Annotated in this window: 12 protein-coding genes; 9 read left to right on the plus strand and 3 right to left on the minus strand. The window is 72.4% G+C overall.

The window, feature by feature from the left end:
• Nucleotides 1-21: 21 nt before the first annotated feature.
• Nucleotides 22-981, plus strand: coding sequence for a threonine/serine dehydratase (locus ACFXPK_RS07405; RefSeq protein ID WP_384998746.1), 960 nt, complete (start codon nucleotides 22-24; stop codon nucleotides 979-981).
• A gap of 12 nt (nucleotides 982-993) precedes the next feature.
• Here ACFXPK_RS07405 and ACFXPK_RS07410 read toward each other — a convergent pair whose 3' ends face one another.
• Complete coding sequence (locus ACFXPK_RS07410) at nucleotides 994-2,226, minus strand: alginate lyase family protein (RefSeq protein ID WP_385072677.1); 1,233 nt, start codon at nucleotides 2,224-2,226, stop codon at nucleotides 994-996.
• Nucleotides 2,227-2,439: 213 nt separating this feature from the next.
• Nucleotides 2,440-5,148, minus strand: coding sequence for an alpha-glucan family phosphorylase (gene glgP / locus ACFXPK_RS07415; protein WP_385072679.1), 2,709 nt, complete (start codon nucleotides 5,146-5,148; stop codon nucleotides 2,440-2,442).
• Between the two features lie 619 nt (nucleotides 5,149-5,767).
• Here glgP and ACFXPK_RS07420 point away from each other — a divergent pair.
• From ACFXPK_RS07420 to ACFXPK_RS07450, 7 genes are all read left to right on the plus strand, one after another.
• A complete protein-coding gene (locus ACFXPK_RS07420) occupies nucleotides 5,768-7,774 on the plus strand; it encodes an alpha-1,4-glucan--maltose-1-phosphate maltosyltransferase (protein ID WP_385072795.1) in 2,007 nt (668 codons plus the stop codon).
• A complete protein-coding gene (gene treS / locus ACFXPK_RS07425) occupies nucleotides 7,771-9,507 on the plus strand; it encodes a maltose alpha-D-glucosyltransferase (protein WP_384998737.1) in 1,737 nt (578 codons plus the stop codon). Before ACFXPK_RS07420 ends, treS begins: the two co-directional genes overlap by 4 nt.
• Before the next feature lie 264 nt (nucleotides 9,508-9,771).
• Nucleotides 9,772-11,334, plus strand: coding sequence for a phosphotransferase (locus tag ACFXPK_RS07430; protein WP_384998734.1), 1,563 nt, complete (start codon nucleotides 9,772-9,774; stop codon nucleotides 11,332-11,334).
• Nucleotides 11,335-11,446: 112 nt separating this feature from the next.
• A complete protein-coding gene (gene glgB / locus ACFXPK_RS07435; protein WP_385072684.1) occupies nucleotides 11,447-13,924 on the plus strand; it encodes a 1,4-alpha-glucan branching enzyme in 2,478 nt (825 codons plus the stop codon).
• A 256-nt stretch (nucleotides 13,925-14,180) separates the two neighbouring features.
• Nucleotides 14,181-15,884, plus strand: a complete 1,704-nt coding sequence (locus ACFXPK_RS07440; protein ID WP_385072686.1) for a glycosyl hydrolase family 28-related protein — start codon at nucleotides 14,181-14,183, stop codon at nucleotides 15,882-15,884.
• Nucleotides 15,881-16,711: a Tat pathway signal sequence domain protein gene (locus ACFXPK_RS07445; RefSeq protein ID WP_384998725.1), complete on the plus strand. Its 831-nt coding sequence runs from the start codon at nucleotides 15,881-15,883 to the stop codon at nucleotides 16,709-16,711. Before ACFXPK_RS07440 ends, ACFXPK_RS07445 begins: the two co-directional genes overlap by 4 nt.
• A gap of 55 nt (nucleotides 16,712-16,766) precedes the next feature.
• Nucleotides 16,767-18,671 carry a glycoside hydrolase family 97 catalytic domain-containing protein gene (locus ACFXPK_RS07450; RefSeq protein WP_385072689.1) on the plus strand — a complete coding sequence of 635 codons (1,905 nt, stop codon included), beginning with the start codon at nucleotides 16,767-16,769 and terminating at the stop codon, nucleotides 18,669-18,671.
• Nucleotides 18,672-18,771: 100 nt separating this feature from the next.
• On the opposite strand, the gene ACFXPK_RS07455 is transcribed toward ACFXPK_RS07450, so the two are convergent.
• Nucleotides 18,772-21,120 carry a HelD family protein gene (locus tag ACFXPK_RS07455; RefSeq protein ID WP_385072692.1) on the minus strand — a complete coding sequence of 783 codons (2,349 nt, stop codon included), beginning with the start codon at nucleotides 21,118-21,120 and terminating at the stop codon, nucleotides 18,772-18,774.
• Nucleotides 21,121-21,515: 395 nt separating this feature from the next.
• Here ACFXPK_RS07455 and ACFXPK_RS07460 point away from each other — a divergent pair, with 395 nt between their 5' ends.
• Entirely contained in the window at nucleotides 21,516-22,031 is a 516-nt protein-coding gene (locus tag ACFXPK_RS07460) for a hypothetical protein (RefSeq protein WP_385004680.1), read from the plus strand.
• The last annotated feature ends 84 nt before the right edge of the window (nucleotides 22,032-22,115 follow it).

The raw sequence follows: 22,115 nt of genomic DNA on the forward strand, positions 1-22,115 counted from the left end.
CCCCGTCGGCAGGAGCAGCACATGTCCACGATCACCTACGACGACGTCAAGCAGGCGGTGGACCGGGTCACCGGGCACGTACGCCCCGTGTCCCTGGCACCGGCGGACCCCGGCGCGGGGACCTGGCTGGCGCTGGAGCACCTTCAGTACACGGGCAGCTTCAAGGCGCGCGGCGCGCAGAACTTCCTGCGCGCCCACCGCGCCTCCGGCACCCTGCCGGACGCGGGCGTGACCATCGCCTCCGGCGGCAACGCGGGGCTCGCGTGCGCGTGGGCGGCGCGGCAGCAGGGCGTACGGGCGACGGTCTTCCTGCCGGAGACGGCCCCGCCGGTGAAGGTGGACCGCCTCCGGTCGTACGGCGCGGACGTGCGGCTGACCGGGGCCACGTACGGGGAGGCGCTGACGGCGTGCGCGGAGTTCGGCGCCACGACGGGCGCGCTCTCCTCGCACGCGTACGACCATCCGCTGATCGCCGCCGGCGCGGGCACCCTGATGGAGGAGATCCACGACCGGCTGCCCGAACTGGACACGGTGGTGGTGTCGGTGGGCGGCGGCGGCCTGTTCACGGGCGTCGCCACCGCCGCGCTCCACCACGGCGTACGGGTCGTCGCCGTCGAGCCCGAGCACTGCCGCGCGCTGAACGCGGCGCTGGAGGCGGGCCGGGTGGTGGACGTCCCGGTCGACTCGGTCGCGTCGGACTCGCTGGGCGCCTCCCGCGCCTCCGCGATGGCGCTGGAGACCGCCGGGCGGGAGGGGGTGCGCTCGGTCCTGGTGACGGACGCCGCGATCACGGCCGCCCGCGAGGCCCTGTGGCAGGACCACCGCCTCGCGGTGGAGCACGCGGCGTCGACGGCGCTGGCGGCGCTCGTCTCCGGTCGGGAGGACGGGGGGTACGGCTACCGACCCGAGGCCGGCGAGCGGGTGTGCGTGGTGCTCTGCGGCGCCAACACCGATCTCCGCTCGCTGGCCTCGGGCTCCTAGACGCCCGACCCGTCAGTGGGGGTTGCTCGCGTTGGTGAGCGTCTCCCAGGCCACGAAGAGGCTGTTGGTGCCCGCCGGGCGCTGCTGTTCGGTCAGGCGCTGCGTGTTGGTCATCGCGTAACCCAGCCGGGTGTTCAGCGCGTTGAAGCCGACCTCGGTGACCGGCCCGAGGCCCCGGTTCACGCTGCCGCCGCAGAGCGAGGACGGTACGGGCTCGGCCTGCACCTCGTACTTCGACTGGAAGCCCAGCGCCTGCCGCAGCCGCTCGCCGACCTGCGGGAACAGGTCCTGGCCCTGGAGGCGTGCCGTCTCGTAGACATGGCCGACGGAGGAGATGCCGTAGCCGGTGTGGACGAAGTCGCGGCAGGTCTCCTGGGTGAGGCCGGTGACGAAGGTGGACTGGCCCTGCCAGTAACTGACGATCTTCGCGCGGGTGTCGAGGTTCTGGCTCGGCACGGTCCTGGGCAGGTCGCCGTCCGAGGCCAGATAGATGTAGGCGGGCACCCGGACCAGATAGGTGTTGATCGCCTTGTCCCAACTCGCCTTGTCGTCCAGGAAGACGGAGATGGAGACGGCCGCCTCCATCATCGTCAGCTCCCAGTTCCCGTTGGAGTGGGAGCCGTTGATGATCTCGGGCAGATAGACGGTGCGGAGCATCGTCGCGAACCGCCCGGAGTTGGGCCAGTTACCGTACACATGCTTGATGATCTCGGCGGCCTTGGGCCAGGAGGAGCCGGCCCAGCCCGTCTGGAGCGGGGCGTTGCTGTTGGTGTGGTCCTGGAGCGTGGCCGACCAGGCGTCCATGAGCTGGATCGCCTTCTGCGCGTAGCGGTCGTCGCGGGTGATGTACCAGGCGAGCGCGTCGGTGTAGGCGGCGATCGCGTCCTCGCGCTCGTCGGTGCAGCCGTTGTTGGGGTTGGAGTACGAGCCGCACTCGACGACCGCGCGGGGCTTGGCGGTACGGGAGAGGGAGGCGTACCTGCTCGCTTCCATCGCGTCGTACGCGCTCTTCCAGGGCTGCGCCCCGGCCTGCACCTTGCCGCGTACGAAGTCGAGTTGGGCGGTGTTCAGGTTGACGCCGGGGTGGGTGAAGTTCGCGGGCGCGGCGGCGACGGGGGCCGCGGCCGGTGGCGCGGCGGGGCCGGGGGCCTGCCGGGCGGAGGCCGGTGCCACGAGGGCCGCGGCGGTGAGCGCGGCGAGTGCGGCGGAGAGTCCGAGGACGCGGGCGAGGGGTCCGGGGCGCATGTGGGGGTGCCTTCCGGTCGGTGAGGAACGGCTCAGTGATCCCCCGGTCCGATCACCCACATGAACGCCGGGCGGGTGGGTGAACCGGGGAGCTGACCGTGGAACCTAGAACCATCACCTGGGCCCGTCAAGGTCTGGACCAATCACCGCCGTCCCGACCCCGTCGCCCGATCACCGTCGTCCCGACCCCGAGCCCCGGACCCTCCACGGCGGTCAGCGCAGCAGGACCCCCGCGCCCTCCCCGGTCGCCTCCGTCGGCAGCGCCACCAGCCCCAGGTCCGCGCTGGTGGCGAGCAGCGGGTGGGCGGGCAGAACGCGAACGGTGTAGCCGTAGGGACCCGTACGGTCCAGGGCGAGCGGGCCCTCGTACACCCAGCGGCCGTCCAGGTCGGGGCCGCCCGCCGGTTTGAGCGGGAAGGCCCGCGCGTCCACGAGCGCGTCGTCCGAGCCCACCCGGCCCGCGACGGCCTGCACCTCCACGTCGTCGGGCCGCAGTTCCCCGAGGCCGACGCCGACCCGGAGGGTGAGCGTGGAGCCCAGCTCCGTGCTGCCCCCGGCGCCGGTGGCCGCCACCGCCTCCACATGGTCGACGGAGACATACGGCCAGAGCGTGCGCGTACGGTACTTCCAGGCGGCCAGTTCGGCGGCCCGGCCGGGGTCGAGCGAGCGGTGGGCGCGGGCGGCCGGGGCGTAGAGCCGCTCCACGTACTCGCGCACCATCCGCCCCGCGAGCACCTTCGGCCCCAGGGTGACCAGGGTGCGCCGGACCATCTCGATCCAGCGGTCCGGCAGTCCACCGGCAGTGCTGTCGCCGCGGTCGTAGAAGCGCGGTGCGACCCGGTCCTCGATGAGTTCGTAGAGGGCGTTCGCCTCCAGGTCGTCCCTGCGGTTCTCGTCGGCGGTCCCGGTGTCGGCGGTGGGGATCGCCCAGCCGAAGTCGGGCTCGAACCACTCGTCCCACCAGCCGTCCAGGACCGACAGGTTGAGACAGCCGTTGAGCGCGGCCTTCATCCCGCTGGTGCCGCACGCCTCCAGGGGGCGGAGCGGGTTGTTGAGCCAGACGTCGCAGCCGGGGTAGAGCTTCTGCGCCATACCCATGCCGTAGTCGGGCAGGAAGACGATGCGGTGGCGTACGCGCGGATCGTCGGAGAACCGCACCAGCTCCCGCACCAGCCGCTTCCCTCCGTCGTCCGCCGGGTGCGCCTTGCCCGCGACGACGATCTGGATCGGCCGCTCGGGGTGGAGCAGCAGCTCCGTGAGCCGGTCCCGGTCGCGCAGCATCAGGGTGAGGCGCTTGTACGAGGGGACGCGGCGGGCGAAGCCGATGGTCAGGACGTCGGGGTCGAGGACGCCGTCGATCCAGCCCAGCTCGGCGTCCTCGGCGCCGCGCAGCCGCCAGGAGGCGTGCAGCCGCCGGCGCACCTCGGTCACGAGTTGGCCGCGCAGCGCGCGCCGTACGTCCCAGAGCGCGGCGGCGGGGGTGGCGGCGAAGTCGGGAAGCCCGGCGGGATCCGGCTCTCCCGTGCCGTGCGGACGGGCGCCGAGGCGGGCCACCTCCGGGGCGGTCCAGGTCGGTGCGTGCACCCCGTTGGTGACGGAGACGATGGGCACCTCCTCCGGGTCGAAGCCCGGCCAGAGTCCGGCGAACATCCTCCGGCTGACGGCGCCGTGCAGGGTGGAGACGCCGTTGGCGCGCTGGGCGAGCCGCAGCCCCATGGCCGCCATGTTGAAGAGGTTGCCCTCGCCGCCGGGGTAGCTCTCCATGCCGAGGCCGAGGACCCGTTCGACGGGCACGCCGGGCAGCTCGCCGTCGTCGCCGAAGTGACGGGCGACCAGTCCGCGGTCGAAGCGGTCGATGCCGGCCGGTACGGGGGTGTGCGTGGTGAAGACGGTGCCGGCGCGCACCGCCTCCAGCGCGGCCTCGAACCCCATCGCCGCACCGGACCCCGTACCGGAGAGGGCGTCGGCCGGGGTGCTGACGAGTTCACGGATGCGCTCCAGGCCGAGGAAGCCCGCGTGCCCCTCGTTGGTGTGGAAGACCTCGGGCGCGGGGTGGCCGGTGAGCCGGCAGTAGGTACGGAGTGCGCGGACGCCGCCGATGCCGAGCAGCATCTCCTGGAGGAGGCGGTGTTCGCTGCCGCCGCCGTAGAGCCGGTCGGTGACCTCACGCTCGCCGGGGCCGTTCTCCTCGACGTCCGAGTCGAGGAGCAGCAGCGGTACGCGTCCGACATGGGCCTGCCAGACGCAGGCGCGCAGGGTGCGGTGGCCCGGCAGGGCGAGGCTGACCCGGGCCGCGGTGCCGTCCACCTCGCGCAGCAGGGTCAGCGGCAGCTCGTTGGGGTCGAGGACCGGGTACTGCTCCTGCTGCCAGCCGTCCCGGGAGAGCGACTGGCGGAAGTAGCCGTGCCGGTAGAGCAGGCCGACGCCGATGAGCGGTACGCCGAGGTCGCTGGCGGCCTTGAGGTGGTCACCGGCGAGGATGCCGAGCCCGCCGGAGTACTGGGGCAGGGCGGCGGTGACCCCGAACTCTGGCGAGAAGTAGCCAATGGCGGCGGGCAGCTCCGCGCCCCCGCTCGCGCCCCCCTCCGCGCCGTCGGCCGCTCTCGCGCCACCGGTGTCACCGCCGTGCTCCTGGTACCACCGCGCACCGCGCAGGTAGGTGTCGAGATCGGCGGCCGCGGCGGTGAGCCGGTCGAGGAAGGCGGGGTCGGCGGCCAGCTCCGTGAGGCGCGCCGCGGAGACTCCGCCCAGCAGCCGTACGGGGTCGGCGCCCGCCGCGCGCCACCCGGCGGGGTCGACGGACTCGAAGAGTTCGCGGGTCTCGGTATGCCAGGACCAGCGCAGATTGCGGGCGAGGTCGCTGAGCGGTTGGAGGGGTTCGGGCAGGACGGGGCGGACGGTGAACCGACGGATTGCCTTCACGTGTTCCACCTTCGCAACCGGGAGGGGCGGACAGCCGGACAGCAGAAGAGCCGGGGCGGACACACCGTCGGTGCGCCCGCCTCTCCTCGAAGGTAGCCCTACCCCCACGGGCGGGGCCACGGCGCACTCGTGACGGTGAATGCACTCCATTCGCTCCCTCCCCGGTGGTTTCCCCCGTTGTTCCCTCGGTGATATCGGGGACGTGGTGACGGGATCGCCGTACGGACACCGGAGCGGTCCGGCGTCGCGACACGCGCCACCGCCCGTATCGGCCGAAACCCACCCCCTCGCGGCACGCATGACCCGACCCGGCCGGAGTAGGAGGAGTTAACACACCGCTGGATTACCGCACCGAAACCAGTGGGAAGGCTCCAGCGGTACCTACCGCACACGAGCGCGTCTCGTCCCGATTTCCAGCGCTATTCGAGTGAACGCGGACAGGAGCGGCCATGCTCGCAGCCTCGCAGTCGCCCACAGAGCAGCTACAAAGAACATCAAACCCACAGAAATCCAGTCACCCTTCTCTCGCCACGGCACTGCAGCAGCTCCACTCGCGCCACCCGCTTCACCCGCCCTGCCTGTCAAGCCCGCACAGCCCTCAGGTGATCCCGTGAAACCGCTGATCGGACGCATTCCCGTCCTGGACGTACGCCCTCTCGTCGACTGCGGAAGACGCCCAGCGAAGGCGGTGGTCGGTGAGTCCTTCCAGGTCACCGCGACCGTCTTCCGCGAAGGCCATGACGCCGTCGCCGCCAATGTCGTCCTCGTGGATCCGGGCGGACGCCCCGGCCCGTGGACCCCGATGCGTGAGCTCGCCCCCGGCACCGACCGCTGGGGCGCGGAGGTCTCCCCCACCGCGGAAGGCCGGTGGACGTATACCGTCGAGGCGTGGAGCGACCCCGTCGCGACCTGGCGCCACGCCGCCGGCATCAAGATCCCGGCCGGCACCGACGAGGCGGACATCGCCCTCGTGCTCGCGGAGGGCGCCGAGGTGTACGAGCGCGCCGCCGCCGGTGTGCCCAAGCGCGACGGCCGGGAGGCCGTGCTCGCCGCCGCCGACACCCTGCGCGACACGGCGCTGCCCGCCGCAGCCCGGCTGGCCGCCGCGCTCTCCCCCGAGGCCACCGCCCCCCTCGACCGTCACCCGCTGCGTGAATTCGTCAGCTCCTCCCGCCCGGTGCCCCTGCTCGTCGAGCGCCGGCGTGCGCTGTACGGATCGTGGTACGAACTCTTCCCGCGCTCCGAGGGTGCGGTCGTCCGGACGGGCGAGCCGCCGGTGAGCGGCACCTTCAGGACGGCGGCGGAACGGCTGCCCGCCGTGGCCGCGATGGGGTTCGACGTCGTCTACCTGCCGCCGATCCACCCCATCGGCACCACGTTCCGCAAGGGCCCCAACAACAGCCTCACCCCGGGGCCCGAGGATGTCGGGGTGCCGTGGGCGATCGGCTCGGCCGAGGGCGGTCACGACGCGATCCACCCGGACCTGGGCACGATCGAGGACTTCGACCACTTCGTGGAGACGGCCCGCACCCTGCGGATGGAGATCGCGCTCGACTTCGCGCTCCAGTGCTCGCCGGACCATCCGTGGGTGGAGAAGCACCCGGAGTGGTTCCACCACCGCGCGGACGGTTCGATCGCGTACGCGGAGAACCCCCCGAAGAAGTACCAGGACATCTACCCGATCGCCTTCGACACCGATCTGCGCGGGCTGGTCAGGGAGACCACCCGGGTGCTGCGGTACTGGATGGCGCACGGCGTACGGATCTTCCGCGTCGACAATCCGCACACGAAGCCGGTGCTCTTCTGGGAGAAGGTCATCGCCAACGTCAACCGCACGGACCCCGACGTCATCTTCCTGGCCGAGGCGTTCACCCGGCCCGCCATGATGCGGACGCTCGGCGCGGTCGGCTTCCAGCAGTCGTACACGTACTTCACCTGGCGCAACAGCAAGCAGGAGCTGACCGACTATCTGACGGAGCTGTCGGGTGAGTCGGCCTGGTCCATGCGGCCCAACTTCTTCGTCAACACCCCGGACATCCTGCACGCCTATCTCCAGAACGGCGGGCGGCCCGCCTTCGAGGCGCGGGCGGTGCTCGCGGCGACGATGGCGCCCTCCTGGGGGGTGTACGCGGGCTTCGAACTCTGCGAGAACACCCCGGCCAAACCGGGCGGCGAGGAGTACCTCGACTCGGAGAAGTACCAGCTCAGACCCCGGGACTGGGAGGCGGCCGAGCGCGAGGGCCGGACGATCGCGCCCCTGATCACGGCGCTCAACCGGATCAGACGGCGCCACCCCGCGCTCCAGCAGCTCCGCGACATCCACTTCCACCACGCGGACAACGACGCGGTCATCGCGTACAGCAGGAGGTCGGGCACGGACACCGTTCTGGTGGTCGTCAACCTCGACCCGCACCACACCCAGGAGGCGACGGTCTCGTTGGACATGGCACGGCTCGGCCTCGCATCGATGCAGGGGCACGAGACCGTTCCGGTGCGCGACGAGCTCACCGGCGAGACCTATCACTGGGGCAGCTCCACCTATGTGCGTCTGGAGCCGGGCGTCAGGCCCGCGCACATCGTGGTGCTGCGACCGTCCCCGCCGATCGGAGGGTCACCCACATCATGATCGTCAACGAGCCGGTCCACGACACGTTCGAGGACACCCCGGCCAAGGACCGCGATCCCGACTGGTTCAAGCGCGCCGTCTTCTACGAGGTCCTGGTGCGTTCGTTCCAGGACAGCAACGGCGACGGCATCGGTGATCTCAAGGGCATCACCGCGAAGCTGGACTATCTGCAATGGCTCGGGGTCGACTGCCTCTGGCTGCCGCCGTTCTTCAAGTCGCCGCTGCGCGACGGCGGCTACGACGTCTCCGACTACACGGCGGTGCTCCCCGAGTTCGGCGACCTCGCCGACTTCGTGGAGTTCGTCGACGCGGCGCACCAGCGCGGCATGCGCGTGATCATCGACTTCGTCATGAACCACACGAGCGATCAGCACGACTGGTTCCAGGAGTCCCGCAAGGACCCCGAAGGGCCGTACGGCGACTACTACGTCTGGGCCGACGACGACAAGGCGTTCCAGGACGCGCGGATCATCTTCGTCGACACGGAGACGTCGAACTGGACCTTCGACCCGGTGCGCAAGCAGTACTACTGGCACCGCTTCTTCTCCCACCAGCCGGATCTCAACTACGAGAACCCGAAGGTGCAGGAGGAGATCGTCTCCGCGCTGCGGTTCTGGCTGGACCTGGGCATCGACGGTTTCCGGCTGGACGCCGTGCCGTACCTGTACCAGCAGGAGAACACCAACTGCGAGAACCTGCCGGCGACCCACGAGTTCCTGAAGCGGGTCCGGGCGGAGATCGACGCGAACTACCCCGACACCGTGATCCTCGCCGAGGCCAACCAGTGGCCGGAGGACGTCGTCGACTACTTCGGCGACTACGCGAAGGGGGGCGACGAATGCCACATGGCGTTCCACTTCCCCGTGATGCCGCGGATCTTCATGGCCGTACGGCGCGAGTCCCGCTACCCGGTCTCGGAAATCCTGGCGAAGACCCCGGCCATCCCCAGTAGCTGCCAGTGGGGCATCTTCCTGCGCAACCACGACGAGCTGACCCTCGAAATGGTCACGGACGAAGAGCGCGACTACATGTACGCGGAGTACGCCAAGGATCCGCGGATGCGCGCCAACATCGGCATCCGGCGCCGGCTCGCCCCGCTGCTGGACAACGACCGCAACCAGATCGAGCTGTTCACGGCCCTGCTGCTGTCGCTGCCCGGCTCCCCGATCCTCTACTACGGGGACGAGATCGGGATGGGTGACAACATCTGGCTGGGCGACCGGGACGCCGTGCGGACACCGATGCAGTGGACCCCGGACCGGAACGCGGGCTTCTCCTCCAGCGACCCCGGGCGGCTCTATCTGCCGACGATCATGGACCCGGTCTACGGGTACCAGGTCACCAATGTGGAGGCGGCGATGGCGTCGCCGTCCTCGCTGCTGCACTGGACGCGGCGGATGATCGAGATCAGGAAGCAGAACCCGGCCTTCGGGCTGGGCTCGTACACCGAGCTGCCGTCGTCCAACCCGGCGGTGCTGGCCTTCCTGCGCGAGGCGCCCTCCCAGGAGGGCGAGGGCGACGACCTGGTGCTGTGCGTGCACAACTTCTCGCGCTTCGCCCAGCCGACGGAGCTGGACCTGAGGACGTTCAGCGGACGTCATCCAGTGGAGCTGATCGGCGGCGTGCGGTTCCCGGCGATCGGGGAGTGGCCGTACCTGCTGACGCTGGCCGGACACGGCTTCTACTGGTTCAGGCTGCGGAAGGACACCGCCGCCACCGCGCCACCGGTGTGAGCCGCGGCTCCCCGCCCGGCGGGGAGCCCCTGTCCGCACGGTGGTGACGCGTGTCGTGATGCGGGGCGGTTTGCACCGCCGCGCACGGGGCACTCTCCTCCACATCCAGTTCGATCGATTCGATCAAATTCGTATTGAGTTCGTACGGAATCGATCCGTACGGATCATCCTCACCCGACACGTCCCGCACAGCCGGACAGCCGTTGCCGCAATCCGGGACACTCTGCGCACCTTGTGGTGTGCCCGGGGAAAGGACGCGATGCCATGTCGAAGGCTGCATCCACCCGGTTTACTCCGGGTCTCGCCGACAGAAGCCACCCTCCGCAGGACCCCGTCACGTCCCCGGCCCAGGACAACCGCCCGGACCACGGCGTCCCGCGACTCAGGAGCGCCCTGTCCCCCGCGCAGCCCCCCGCCCCCGCTCTCTCCGACACCGAGGCACGGGCCCTGGTCGGCTCCCTCGCGCCACTGCTCCACGCGTGGCTGCCGCGCCAGCGCTGGTTCGCGGGCAAGGGCAGCCCCGTCACCGGCTTCGTGCCCGTCGCCGTCACGGAACTGCTGGCGCAGAGCGCCGGCGGACCGGGGTTGCTCCATCTGCTCGTACGGGTGGAACAGCACGGCGCCGCCGATCCGCCCCCCGCTAGCGGCCGCTACCAGGACTGCTACCAGCTTCTCCTGGGCGTACGCCACTCCCTGCCCCCGTCGCTGGCCGCCGCCGCGATCGGCCGTGTGGAACAGGGGCCGCTGGCCGGCCGTACCGTCTACGAGGGGCTGCACGACCCGCGCGTCGCCGATCTGCTGCTGGAGCGGCTGCGCACCCCCGGCGTCCGGGGACCGCTGCGGTTCTGCCGCGCGGCGCCCCTGCCCGCCGGGCTCACCGGCCGACTGCTCGACGCGGAGCAGTCGAACTCCTCGCTGGTGTACGGGTCCGGCGGAGCGGACGCGTACATCCTGAAGATCCTGCGCCGGGTCTTCCCCGGCCCCCACCCCGATCTGGAGCTGCCGCTCGCGCTGGCCGCCGAGGGATGCGAGCGCGTCCCGGCGCCGGTCGGCTGGATCGAGGCGGCCGACCCGTCCGGCGGCGGACTGCCGGGCAGTGGGGAGACCCTGACCCTCGGTGTGCTCCAGCCGTATCTGCGCGACTCCCGGGACGGCTGGCGGCTGGCGCTGGCCGCGCTCACCGGCGACCGGGAGTTCACCGCGGAGGCGCGGGCGCTGGGCCGGGCCACCGCCGAGGTGCACACCGCGCTCGCCGCCGCGCTGCCGACCGTGACGCTGGGCCGCAGGCAGACCGCGCATCTCGCCGAGGGGATGACCGAACGTCTGGAGGAGGCGGCGCGCGCGGTGCCCGCGCTGCTGCCGTACGTCCCCGGGCTGCGCACGGCGTTCGACGCGCTCGCCGCGCTGGACGAGGCGGGGCGCGGCAGGCCGGCCCAGCGGGTGCACGGCGATCTCCATCTCGGGCAGGCCCTGCGGACACCGGACGGCCGCTGGTCGGTCATCGACTTCGAGGGCGAGCCCGCCAGGCCCCTCGCGGAACGGCGCCGTCCGCAGCCACCGGTCCGCGATGTCGCGGGCATGCTCAGGTCCTTCGACTACGCGGCGCGCTCCCACGAGCCGTGGCGCCCCGACTGGGCGGCGCGCTGCCGGGACGCCTACTGCGAGGGGTACGCCACCGCGGGCACCGATCCGCGCGCGGAACCCGAGCTGCTGCGCGCGTACGAGACGGACAAGGCGGTGTACGAGGTCCTGTACGAGGCGCGGCACCGCCCCGACTGGCTCCCCGTGCCCATGGCGGCGATCCGCCGGCTGGCCGCGGGCGCCTGACCGGGGCCGCCCGCCCGCCGCGCCTCCTCCTTGCCCTCTCTCCTTCTCCCCCTCCCCCTCCCCTGTCCGCCGACGAGCCCCCCAACGACGCCCCTTCGAGGAGGCAGCCCCCGTGACCGCCCGCACGCCGTCCGACCGTTCGTCCGACCGGTCTCCCGAGTCCACGCCCCAGGCCACGTCGAAGTCCACACCGAAGTCCGCGGCGAAGCCGGCGTCGAAGTCCGCGTCGAAGGCGAAGGCGAAGCCCAGGCCGAAGGCCGCGCCGTCCGCAGCGCCCGCCGCACCGTCCGCGCCGCCCGCCGCCACGCTCCCGATCCCCGCCCCCGCGGCGGCCCCCGCCGCCCCCGGGGGCCCGGCCGCGACGGCGCCCCGGGTGCGGGTCGCGCCGCCGCTGGACGCGGGTGACCGGGACCGGCTGCTCGGCGGGACCCACCACGATCCGCACGGGGTGCTGGGGGCGCACCCCGTGGCGGACGGTGTGGTGTTCCGGGTGCTGCGGCCGTACGCGCGGGCCGTCACCGTACGCGCCGAGCGTCTGCGGGCGGAGCTGAACGACGACGGGGACGGTTTCTTCTCCGGGGTGCTGCCGCTGCGCGCGATCCCCGCGTACACCCTGCTCGTCCGCTACGGCGACACCGCCGACCCCGCCGCGGATCCGGACGAGCTGGAGGTGCGCGACCCGTACGGTTTTCTGCCGGCGCTCGGTGACCTCGATCTGCATCTGATCGGCGAGGGCCGCCACGAGGAGCTGTGGAAGGCGCTCGGCGCCCGGCCGATGACCCATGAGGGCGTGACCGGCACCCGGTTCACGGTCTGGGCGCCGAACGCGCGCGGAGTGCGGATCGCCGGTGACTTCAACTACTGGGACGGTACGAGTCTGCCGATGCGCTCGCTCGGCTCCTCGGGCGTGTGGGAGCTGTTCGTGCCGGGGGTCGGGGAGGGCGCGCTCTACAAGTTCGACATCGCCCGCCCCGACGGCTCGCACACCCTGCGCGCCGACCCGATGGCCCGGCGTACGGAGGTGCCGCCCGCGACCGCCTCCATCGTCACCGAGTCCCACCATGTGTGGCGCGACGAGCGGTGGATGGCACGGCGCGGGGAACGCCCGGTGCACGAGGCTCCGTTCTCCGTCTACGAGGTCCATCTCGCCTCCTGGCGACCGGGACTGACGTACCGTCAGCTCGCCGCACAGCTCCCCGCGTACGTGAAGGACCTGGGCTTCACGCATGTCGAGCTGATGCCGGTCGCCGAGCATCCGTTCGGCGGTTCGTGGGGGTACCAGGTCACCGGGTTCTACGCGCCGACCTCCCGCATGGGCACGCCCGACGACTTCCGGTACCTGGTGGACGCCCTGCACCGGGCGGGCATCGGGGTGCTCGTCGACTGGGTGCCCGCGCACTTCCCGAAGGACGACTGGGCGCTGGCCCGCTTCGACGGGCCGCCGCTGTACGAGCCCGCGGACCCTTTGCGGGCCGAGCACCCGGACTGGGGGACGCTGGAGTTCGACTACGGGCGTACGGAGGTCCGCAACTTCCTGGTCGCCAACGCGGTGTACTGGTGCGAGGAGTTCCACATCGACGGGCTGCGCGTGGACGCGGTCGCCTCGATGCTCTACCTCGACTACTCGCGCGAGGCGGGCCAGTGGTCCCCGAACGAGCACGGCGGGCGGGAGAACCTGGACGCGGTGGCGTTCCTCCAGGAGATGAACGCGACGGTCTACCGGCGCTGTCCCGGCGTGGTGACGATCGCCGAGGAGTCCACGGCCTGGAACGGGGTCACCCGCGCCACCCACCTCACGGGTCCCGACGGGCTCGGCGGGCTGGGCTTCGGGCTGAAGTGGAACATGGGGTGGATGCACGACTCGCTGGACTACATCTCCAAGGAGCCGGTGCACCGCAAGTACCACCACGGGGAGATGACGTTCTCCATGGTGTACGCGTACAGCGAGAACTACGTCCTGCCGATCTCGCACGACGAGGTCGTGCACGGCAAGGGCGCCCTGGTCGCCAAGATGCCCGGCGACTGGTGGCAGCAGCGCGCCGACGAGCGCGCGTACCTGGGCTTCATGTGGGCGCACCCGGGCAAGCAACTCCTCTTCATGGGACAGGAGTTCGCCCAGGGCGCCGAGTGGTCGGAGAGCCATGGGCCGGACTGGTGGCTGCTGGACCCGTCGTACGGGGCGGAGGCCGACCACCGGGGCGTACGCGATCTGGTCCGCGAACTCAACACGGTGTACGGCGCCACGCCCGCGCTCTGGCAGCGGGACACCGTCCCCGAGGGCTTCGCCTGGGTGGACGGCGACGCGGGCGAGGACAACGTCTTCGCCTTCCTGCGGTTCGACGCCGAGGGCGCGCCGCTGCTGGCGGTCTCGCACTTCTCGCCGGTGGTCCGTCACCAGTACCGGCTGGGCGTGCCCGAGGAGTTCGGGGCGTGGACGGAGGTGCTCAACACCGACGAGGCGCGGTTCGGCGGCGGCGACATCCGCAACCCGGAGCCGCTGAAGCCGGAGTCGGTGGCCGCGCACGGCAGGCCGGTCTCGCTCCAGCTCACGCTGCCGCCGCTCGCGACGGTCTGGCTGCGGCCGGTGTGACGGCGGAGCGCCCACAACTGACATAGCATCAGGAGCACATGGCCCCGCCGGATCCGCTCGCCGGCGGGGCCGTGGTGCGTTCCCGGCCCCCTCGCGCCCGCAGGCGCACGGTGCTCCGGGCCGTCCGGACGGTCTCCGCCCGGGAAAATCTTGACCGGGGACCCTTCCCCGCTCCCCGGGCCCGTGGCACTCTCCCCCATGGATGCACATCTGAACGCCATTCATATACATGAAACATGCCCTGAAAGGCGCATGCATGGTGATCAGCCGAAGAACTCTGCTCCAGGCCACCGCCACCACCGCGGCTTCCACCGCCCTCACCGGCACGGCGCACGCCAGACACGTCCCGGAGACCGCCACGGGACGCCCGCCCTCCCTCTCCCTCTGGGACGAGTTCCGGGCCTCGCCCCGTACACATCCACAGATCCCGTTCATCGGCCGGGCCGGCTTCGCCGGCGGCTCCACCCCCTTCCCGCGCCGCCCCGTGCGCGCCGACGTGCTGCGGTACGGGGCCCGACCCGACGGTTCCGCCGACGCCGCGCCCGCGATCAACCGGGCCATCGCCGAGACCGGCGCGCGCGGCGGCGGCACGGTCCGCCTCCCGGCCGGCCGGTTCCGGATCGACGACATCATCCGGATCGGCCACAGCGGTGTCACCCTGCGCGGCGCGGGCAGCGGTGCCACCACCCTGTACGCCACCCGCTCGCTCACCGAGATCATCGGCCCCTACGGCAGCCGGTACGGCGGCGACAAGTCCTCCTGGTCCTGGGCCGGCGGGCTGGTGTGGGTGTGCCCGCGTGCGCGGTACCGGGCGCTGACCGAAGCGATCAGGGCGGGCCGGTGGCCCTTCGAGGGGTGGACGGGCAACCGGCGCGACCAGTGGCGCACCCTCGCCCGGGTCACCTCGGCGGCCCGCCGGGGCGACCTCACCGTCACCGTGGACGCCCCGGCCGCGCTGCGCCCCGGCGACCGGGTGCTGTTCCAGCTCTCCGACGACCCGGGGCACGGCCTGCTCGCCCACATGTGCGGCGATGTCGAGGGCGCCGCGGGCTACGACTGGTCCGACAAGACCAAGCTGCTGAGCTATGTGCCGTACGAGTGGCCGGTGCGGATCGCCGCCGTACGGGGCCGCCGGGTCACCCTCGACCGGCCGCTGCCGCTGGACGCGCGCCCGGAATGGGTTCCGCGGTTCACCACACTGGCCGCCCCCGTCACCGGGTCCGGGGTCGAGGGGCTCACCATCGAGATGCGGGAGACCACCCAGTCACCCCACCTCCTGGACACCGGGTACAACGGCCTGGCCATGCAGTGCGCCTGGGACTGCTGGGCCGACGACGTCCATGTCGTCAACGCCGACAACGGCTTCCTGCTCGTCGCCGCCAAGGCCGTCACCCTGCGCCGGACCCGGGTCTCCGGGCGCGGCAGCCACCACCCGTACGCGTGCCGCGAGGGCTCCCACGACAACCTGGTCGAGGACTTCGCCGTCGAGCGGCCGGCCACCCCGCCGCCCGCCGGGACCCAGGTGCACGGCATCAACGTCGAGGGCCTGTCCAGCCACAACGTCTGGTCGCGCGGCCGGATGGCCACCGGCACCTTCGACACCCACCGGGGCCTGCCGTTCGCCGGCGTACGCACCGAGATCACCCTCCACAACGACGGCGCCCACGGCGGCGACGCCGTCGCGGGCCCCCTGTACGGCGCGCGCTTCACCCACTGGAACGTGACCGTCACCAACGGCCGGGCGGGGTGCGTACGGATCGACGACGTGGCCCCGTACAGCGCCACCGTGGGGATCTCCGAGGTCACCGCGTTCGGCCAGATCGACCGGCCCGACTTCCCGGGGCCCCTCCACTCCCGCCTCGACGGCTACGGAACCCCCGCCGTCACCCCGCCCAACCTCCACACCGCCCAGCGCCGCCTCGGCCTCCCGGCGCCCCGACGACAAGGTGGTCCGCGATGACCGATTCCCCCCGCCCCGCCCCGGGCTCGGGTTCCGCGCCGCGGCCGACCCGGCGCGTCCTCCTGGGGGCCGCGCTCGGCGGCGCCGTCGCCACCGGGCTGCCGCAGCTCACGGGCCCCGCCGCCGCGGCCTCCTGGCAGCAGCGCTGGGCGCCCTCGGCGCGTACCGACAAACTGGCCGCCTTCGAGACCGTCGAGGACGACCGCGCGGACTCCCACCCCTCCGCCTCCCCGCACATCTCCGCCGACGGCGACAACTACCGCTTCACCATGCACATGGCCGACCGGGACACCTCCACCGACCGGCAGCGCCACGAGGTCACCGGTATGCGCACCCCGGCGGGCGGTTCGTACCTTCGGTGGAAGCAGGGCGAGAGCTGGCGGGTGACGTACTCGATGTACCTCCCGAACACCCTGCGGGCGACCACCGGCTTCACCCACATCATGCAGATGAAGCAGCCCGGCACCGGCTCCTCCCCGATCGTCGTGCAGTCGCTGCGCCGGGTCGACGGCGCGCAGACCATCGAGCTGAAGATCTTCGAACAGGACATCCTCGTCGGCCGGACACCCCTGGCGCCGCTGCACGACGCGTGGGTCGACGTGGACTTCCAGCTCAAGATCGGCAACGGTACGAGCGGCACCGTGCGATGGATCCTCCGCAAGGGCGGCACCACGCTGATCGACGCGCGGAAGACCGGTGTCGACACCTTCCTCGCCGACCGGGTCCGGCCGAAGTGGGGCATCTACCGCTCCCTCGGGGACACTTCGGGCTCCCTGCGGGACTGCCACATGCTGCTGACGAACCTGCGCGGCTACCAGCTCGTCTGAGAACACCGGACGACAGGGCGCGCGACAGGACGAGCCGACTTCACCAGGAGGCACGATGCGCTTGGCACGATCCACTCTCACGAGAGCCCTGACGGGGGCGGCCTGCGTGGCCGCGTTACTCGTCCCGGCCTCGCCCGGGGCCGCCTCGCAGGAACGGGACGACACGGCGGAACAGGCCCGTTCGTGGTCTCTCGACGCACCCGGCGGCAGCCGGGACCGGGTCGGGGCCGAGCTGGCCCTCACCGCCTCGGGCGGGCTGACACTGACGGTGCGGCACGGCCGTACGACCGTTCTGCGCCCCTCGGCCCTGGGCATCCGCACGGCTGAGACCGACTTCACCGGCGGCCTGCGCTACGAGGGCCGGCGCGACCGGCGGATCCACGAGACGTACACGACGACCACCGGCAGCCGCACCCGGCACACCGCGGACGCCACCGAGTCCGTCTTCACCTTCGGCAAACGCGGCCGCGAACTCCGGGTCACCCTGCGGATCTCCTCCGACGGGGTCGCCTACCGCTACGCGCTGCCCGGCAGCGGAACGGTCACCGTGCTCAACGAGGCGTCGGAGTACGCCGTCCCCGGCACCGCCGACGCCTATCTGCTGCCGTACGACAACGGGCGCCAGGACTACGAGTCGGTCCACCGGCACACCACGGCCGCCGCGGCGCGGGCCGGCGACTACGGCTACCCCTCGCTGTTCCGGGTGGGGAGCAGTTGGCTGCTGATCGGCGAGGCCGGGCTCGACAGCTCCTACGGCGGTTCCCGGCTGACGCTCGGCGCCGGTCAGGACCGCTTCCGGCTCACCCTCCCCGACCCGGCGGAGGTGGCTTCCGCCCCCTTCGCCACCCCGTGGCGCACGATGGTCGTCGGCGACCTCGCCACCGTCACCGGGAGCGATCTGACCACGGATCTCGCTGCGCCCTCGAAGGTCGCCGACACCTCGTGGATCAAGCCCGGCCGGGCCGCCTGGTCCTGGTGGTCCGACGGCCAGAGTCCTGGCAGCCTCGACCAGCAGAAGAAGTTCGTGGACTTCGCCGCCCGCGAGGGGTGGGAGTACGTCCTGGTCGACTCCGGCTGGAGCAACGACTGGATGCCCGAACTGGCCGCCTACGCCGAGGAGAAGGGCGTCGGGATCTGGCTGTGGGTGCGCTGGCAGACCATCGACGCGCGGAGCGAGCTCGACCGGCTGCTCCCGCTCTGGAAGTCCTGGGGCGTCGCGGGGCTGAAGATCGACTTCATGGAGTCGGACGGCCAGGACCGGATGCGCTGGTACGACGCGGTCTACCGGGCCTCGGCGGAGAACCGGCTGATGCTCAACTTCCACGGCGGCACCATCCCGCGCGGACAGCAGCGCACCTGGCCCCAGTTGATGAGCGTCGAGGCCGTCCGGGGCGCCGAGGGCACCCGCCCCAGGCCCGGCCGTCAGCCGTTCCCGGCCGCGCACTACACCACCCTGCCGTTCACCCGGAACCTCATCGGCCCGATGGACTTCACACCGGTCACCTTCACCGGGGTGCGCCCCACCAGTGACGCCGCGGAACTGGCCCTCTCGGTGGTGTACGAGTCGGGGGTGCAGCACCTCGCCGACAGCGTGGAGTCGTACGAGGCCAGGCCGCTCGCCCGGCGCTTCCTGCGCGCCGTCCCCACCGTCTGGGACGACACCCGGCTGGTCGACGGCGCCCCCGGGGACCGGGCCGTACTGGCCCGTGAGGCGGACGGCGAGTGGTTCCTGGGGGCGATCACCTCGGGCCGGGCCCGCACCCTGGACGAGCCGCTGCGCTTCCTGGGGACGGGGAGCTGGCTGATGGAGCTCTACACCGACGCTCCCGGGGGCGGGCTCGCCGTGGAGACCCGTACGGTGACCGCCGCCTCCCGCCTGACCGTCGACGTACCCGTGAACGGCGGCTTCGCGGCCCGGATCTGCCCGGCCGCGCCGGGGCGCGCGGACTGCGGCTCGTAGCGCGCCGCTCGGGCACGGACGCTCCGCACGGAGCGCCCGGCGACGCGGGCCGCCCCGGTCACGGGGCCCGCGCCGCCGGGGGCGGACCGGGGCCACCGGCCTACCGCTCCTCGGACGCCGTCTTGAGCCGCGAGGGCACCGCCCTGTCCCGGACGATCCCGAGCCGCTGCGTCGCCCGTGTCAGCGCCACGTACAGGTCGTTCGTACCGCGCGGGGAGCCGTCCAGGACGGCCTCCGGGTCCACGACGATCACCGTGTCGAACTCCAGGCCCTTCGCCTGACGCGGGTCGAGGAGGACCACCGGCCGGGTCAGGTCGGGGGTGACACCCCAGGAGGCGTCGGGGAGTTCGGCCGCCAGGGCCGGCAGGAGCGCGGACGGGGCGATCACCGCGAGACGGCCCGCGCCCGGGTCCTCCCTCGGCCGCTCCCGCGCCAACCGGGCCGCCGTACGGGCCAGTTCGCCGCGCTCCACGGCGCGTACGACCGGGCCGGTGCCGGTCGAGCGTACGGACGCCGGCGGCTCGAAGAGCGGGTCGGCCAGCCGCCGTACCCCGGCCGCGACCTCCATGATCTCGCTGGGCGTACGGTAGTTGACGCCCAGCTTCGTCAGCTCCCAGCGCTGCTGGACGTACGGCTCCAGGATCTGGCCCCAGGAGTCGCAGCCCGCCGCGTCGCCCGTCTGGGCCGGGTCGCCGACCAGCGTCATGGACCGGCTCGGGCAGCGGCGCATCAGCAACCGCCAGGCCATCGCGGAGAGTTCCTGCGCCTCGTCCACGACGATATGGCCGAAGGCCCAGGTGCGGTCGGCGGCGGCGCGCTCGGCGGCGCTGCGGGTGTCGGTCTCCTCGTGGCGCTCCGCGAACCGCTCGGCGTCGATGATGTCGTGCGCCGCCAGCACCTCCGAGTCCTCGTCGTCCACGTCCTCGAACTCCTGCGTACGGGAGCCGTACGACAGCTCCAGCACGCCCTGCGCGTAGGCGATGCGCTCCTGGCGCTCCAGCGCCGCCGCGGCGCGGGCCGCCGCGTCGTCCTCGCCGAGGAGTTCCGCCGCCTCGTCGAGCAGCGGCACATCGGCGGGGGTCCAGTCGATCCGGGCGTTCGCGCCGGTCCGGGGGCCGGGGCGGCGTACGGCGGCGGCGTCGCGCGCGTCGAGCCGTACCGGCGCCGCCAGGACGTCCGCGACGAACCGCTCCGGGGTGAGGCTCGGCCAGAGCGCGTCGATCGCGGCCTGGACATCGCGGCTGGTGGCGATCTCCTTGCTGAGCTGGGCGACGTCCGCCGGTTCGAGGAGGTTGTCACCGCCGAGCGGGTCGGCGCCGATCCGCTCCGCGAGCTGGGCCGTGAGCGCGTCGATGATCCGGAAGGCGAAGGCGGGCCGCGCCAGGTTGTGCGGCAGCCCGGTGTCACGGGCGCGCTGCCTGGCCTCCTCCGCCGTGGCGCGGTCCAGCAGCAGGGTGCCGTACTCCTCGTGCGGGATCTCCATCACGGGGTCCGGCAGCGTCTGCCGGTCCCTCAGCTCCTCGGCCAGCACGCGGGCCATCGACACCCGGCCCTTGACCTCGGCGGCCTCCGGGGTGTCCGTACCGGTGGCGCGCACCCCGGGGAACAGCTCCCCGGTCGTCGCCAGCAGCACCCCGGTCTCACCGAGCGAGGGCAGCACCTCGCCGATGTAGCCGAGGAACGCCGGGTTCGGGCCGACGATCAGCACGGCGCGGCGGGCGAGCTGCTCGCGGTAGGCGTAGAGGAGGTAGGCGGCCCGGTGCAGCGCGACGGCGGTCTTGCCCGTGCCGGGGCCGCCCTCGACGACCAGGACGCCGCGGTGCGGGGCGCGGATGATGCGGTCCTGCTCGGCCTGGATGGTCTGGACGATGTCGCTCATCCGGCCGGTACGCGCGGAGTTGAGCGCCGAGAGGAGGACGGCGTCGCCGTCCGGGTCCTCGTACCCGGTGCGGGTGGTGTCGCTGAGATCCATGATCTCGTCGTGGAGCGCGGTGACCGTGCGCCCCTGGGTGGTGATGTGGCGCCGGCGGCGCAGCCCCATCGGGGTGTGGCCGGTGGCGAGGTAGAAGGGGCGCGCCACGGGGGCCCGCCAGTCGATCAGCAGCGGGGTCCGCTCGGAGTCGTCGCGGCGCATGCCGATGCGCCCGATGTGGTGGGTCACGGTGTCGCGGGTCCCCGCGTCCCCGCCCGGCTCCGCGTCCGTACCCTCTCCCTCGCCCTCGGAGGACCGGCCGTGGAGGTCGATCCGGCCGAAACACAGTCCGGACTCCACGGCGTTCAGCGTGGACAGACGGCCGGCGTACTCCGCGACGCTGACGTCCCGCTCGACCCTGGCCTGCCGTACGGTGCTGACCTGCCCCACCGACGCGTCCATCGACGATTCGGCCTGCTCCCTCAGAGCGTCGAGCCGGTCGTAGAGGAGGGAAACGAATTGCTGCTCGTTCCGCAATTCCTCGGATGATTCCTCGGTTGACAATTCAGCCCCTGTCCGATACGCTAACCCTTGATGAATTGATTTCCCGCTCCCGCATGTTGATGCGCGAGATACGGAAACAATCAATATACCCAGAGTCGCACCCCGGCCGTCAATTCGGTAGCGGGGTATTTTTTATGCCGCATTTCCTGTGCCGGGCGGCTTCCCGGCCGCTCCCGCGCCGGACCCGGCCGGCCCGCGGGCGGGGCGCCGGCGCCCCGGTGAGGTGCCGTCGGCGCACGCCCCGGCGGGAGCGCCTGACCGGCGGGCGGCGCCGCATGGGGTTACATCTCCGGAGCGGGTGATCGCGCGGTGCGTCACCGTACGCCGCCCCGCTCCCACCCCTCCTCACTCCTCCGAGAGGCGGCCCCGTGTCCAGCGCTTCCTTCCCTCCGCCTCCCCGCCGCCGCCAGGAGCCCCTGCAACGCCTGCTCTTCGGCGGGGTGTACGGCACCGTGCTGGCCAGCGTGCTGGTGGCGGCGCTGGACCACGACAGCGGGCGGCCCGATCCCGGGTACGACGCGGTGTGGGTGCTGCTGGCCGCCCTCGCCTCGGCGGCGGCGCACGGCTACGCGCACGCGATCGCGCACCGTACGGCCGGCGAGACCACGGTCACCACCAGCACCGCGCGCTCGGTGCTGACCGAGTGGCCGCTGGTGGCCGCCGTGGTGCCGACGGTGGCCGTGCTGCTCGGCGCGTACGGGGGCTGGTGGAGCGAGGACGCCGCGATCGACGCCGCGCTGCTCATCAACACGGTCGCGCTCTTCGGGTGGGGGCTGTGGGCGGCGCGCGCCGCGGGGCGCGGGTGGGCCTCGTCCTGCCGGGCAGGCGGGGTGGACATGCTGCTCGGGTTCCTCATCGTGGGAGCGAACGTGCTGAGCAAGTAGGACCGCGCGGTCCGCCCGGGGAATTCCCTCTCCACCGGGAAAGTCGGCAAGCGGACTTTCCCGGTGGAGAGGGCGATGGAACCG

Source organism: Streptomyces sp. NPDC059142 (assembly GCF_042755665.1).
Taxonomy (GTDB): domain Bacteria; phylum Actinomycetota; class Actinomycetes; order Streptomycetales; family Streptomycetaceae; genus Streptomyces.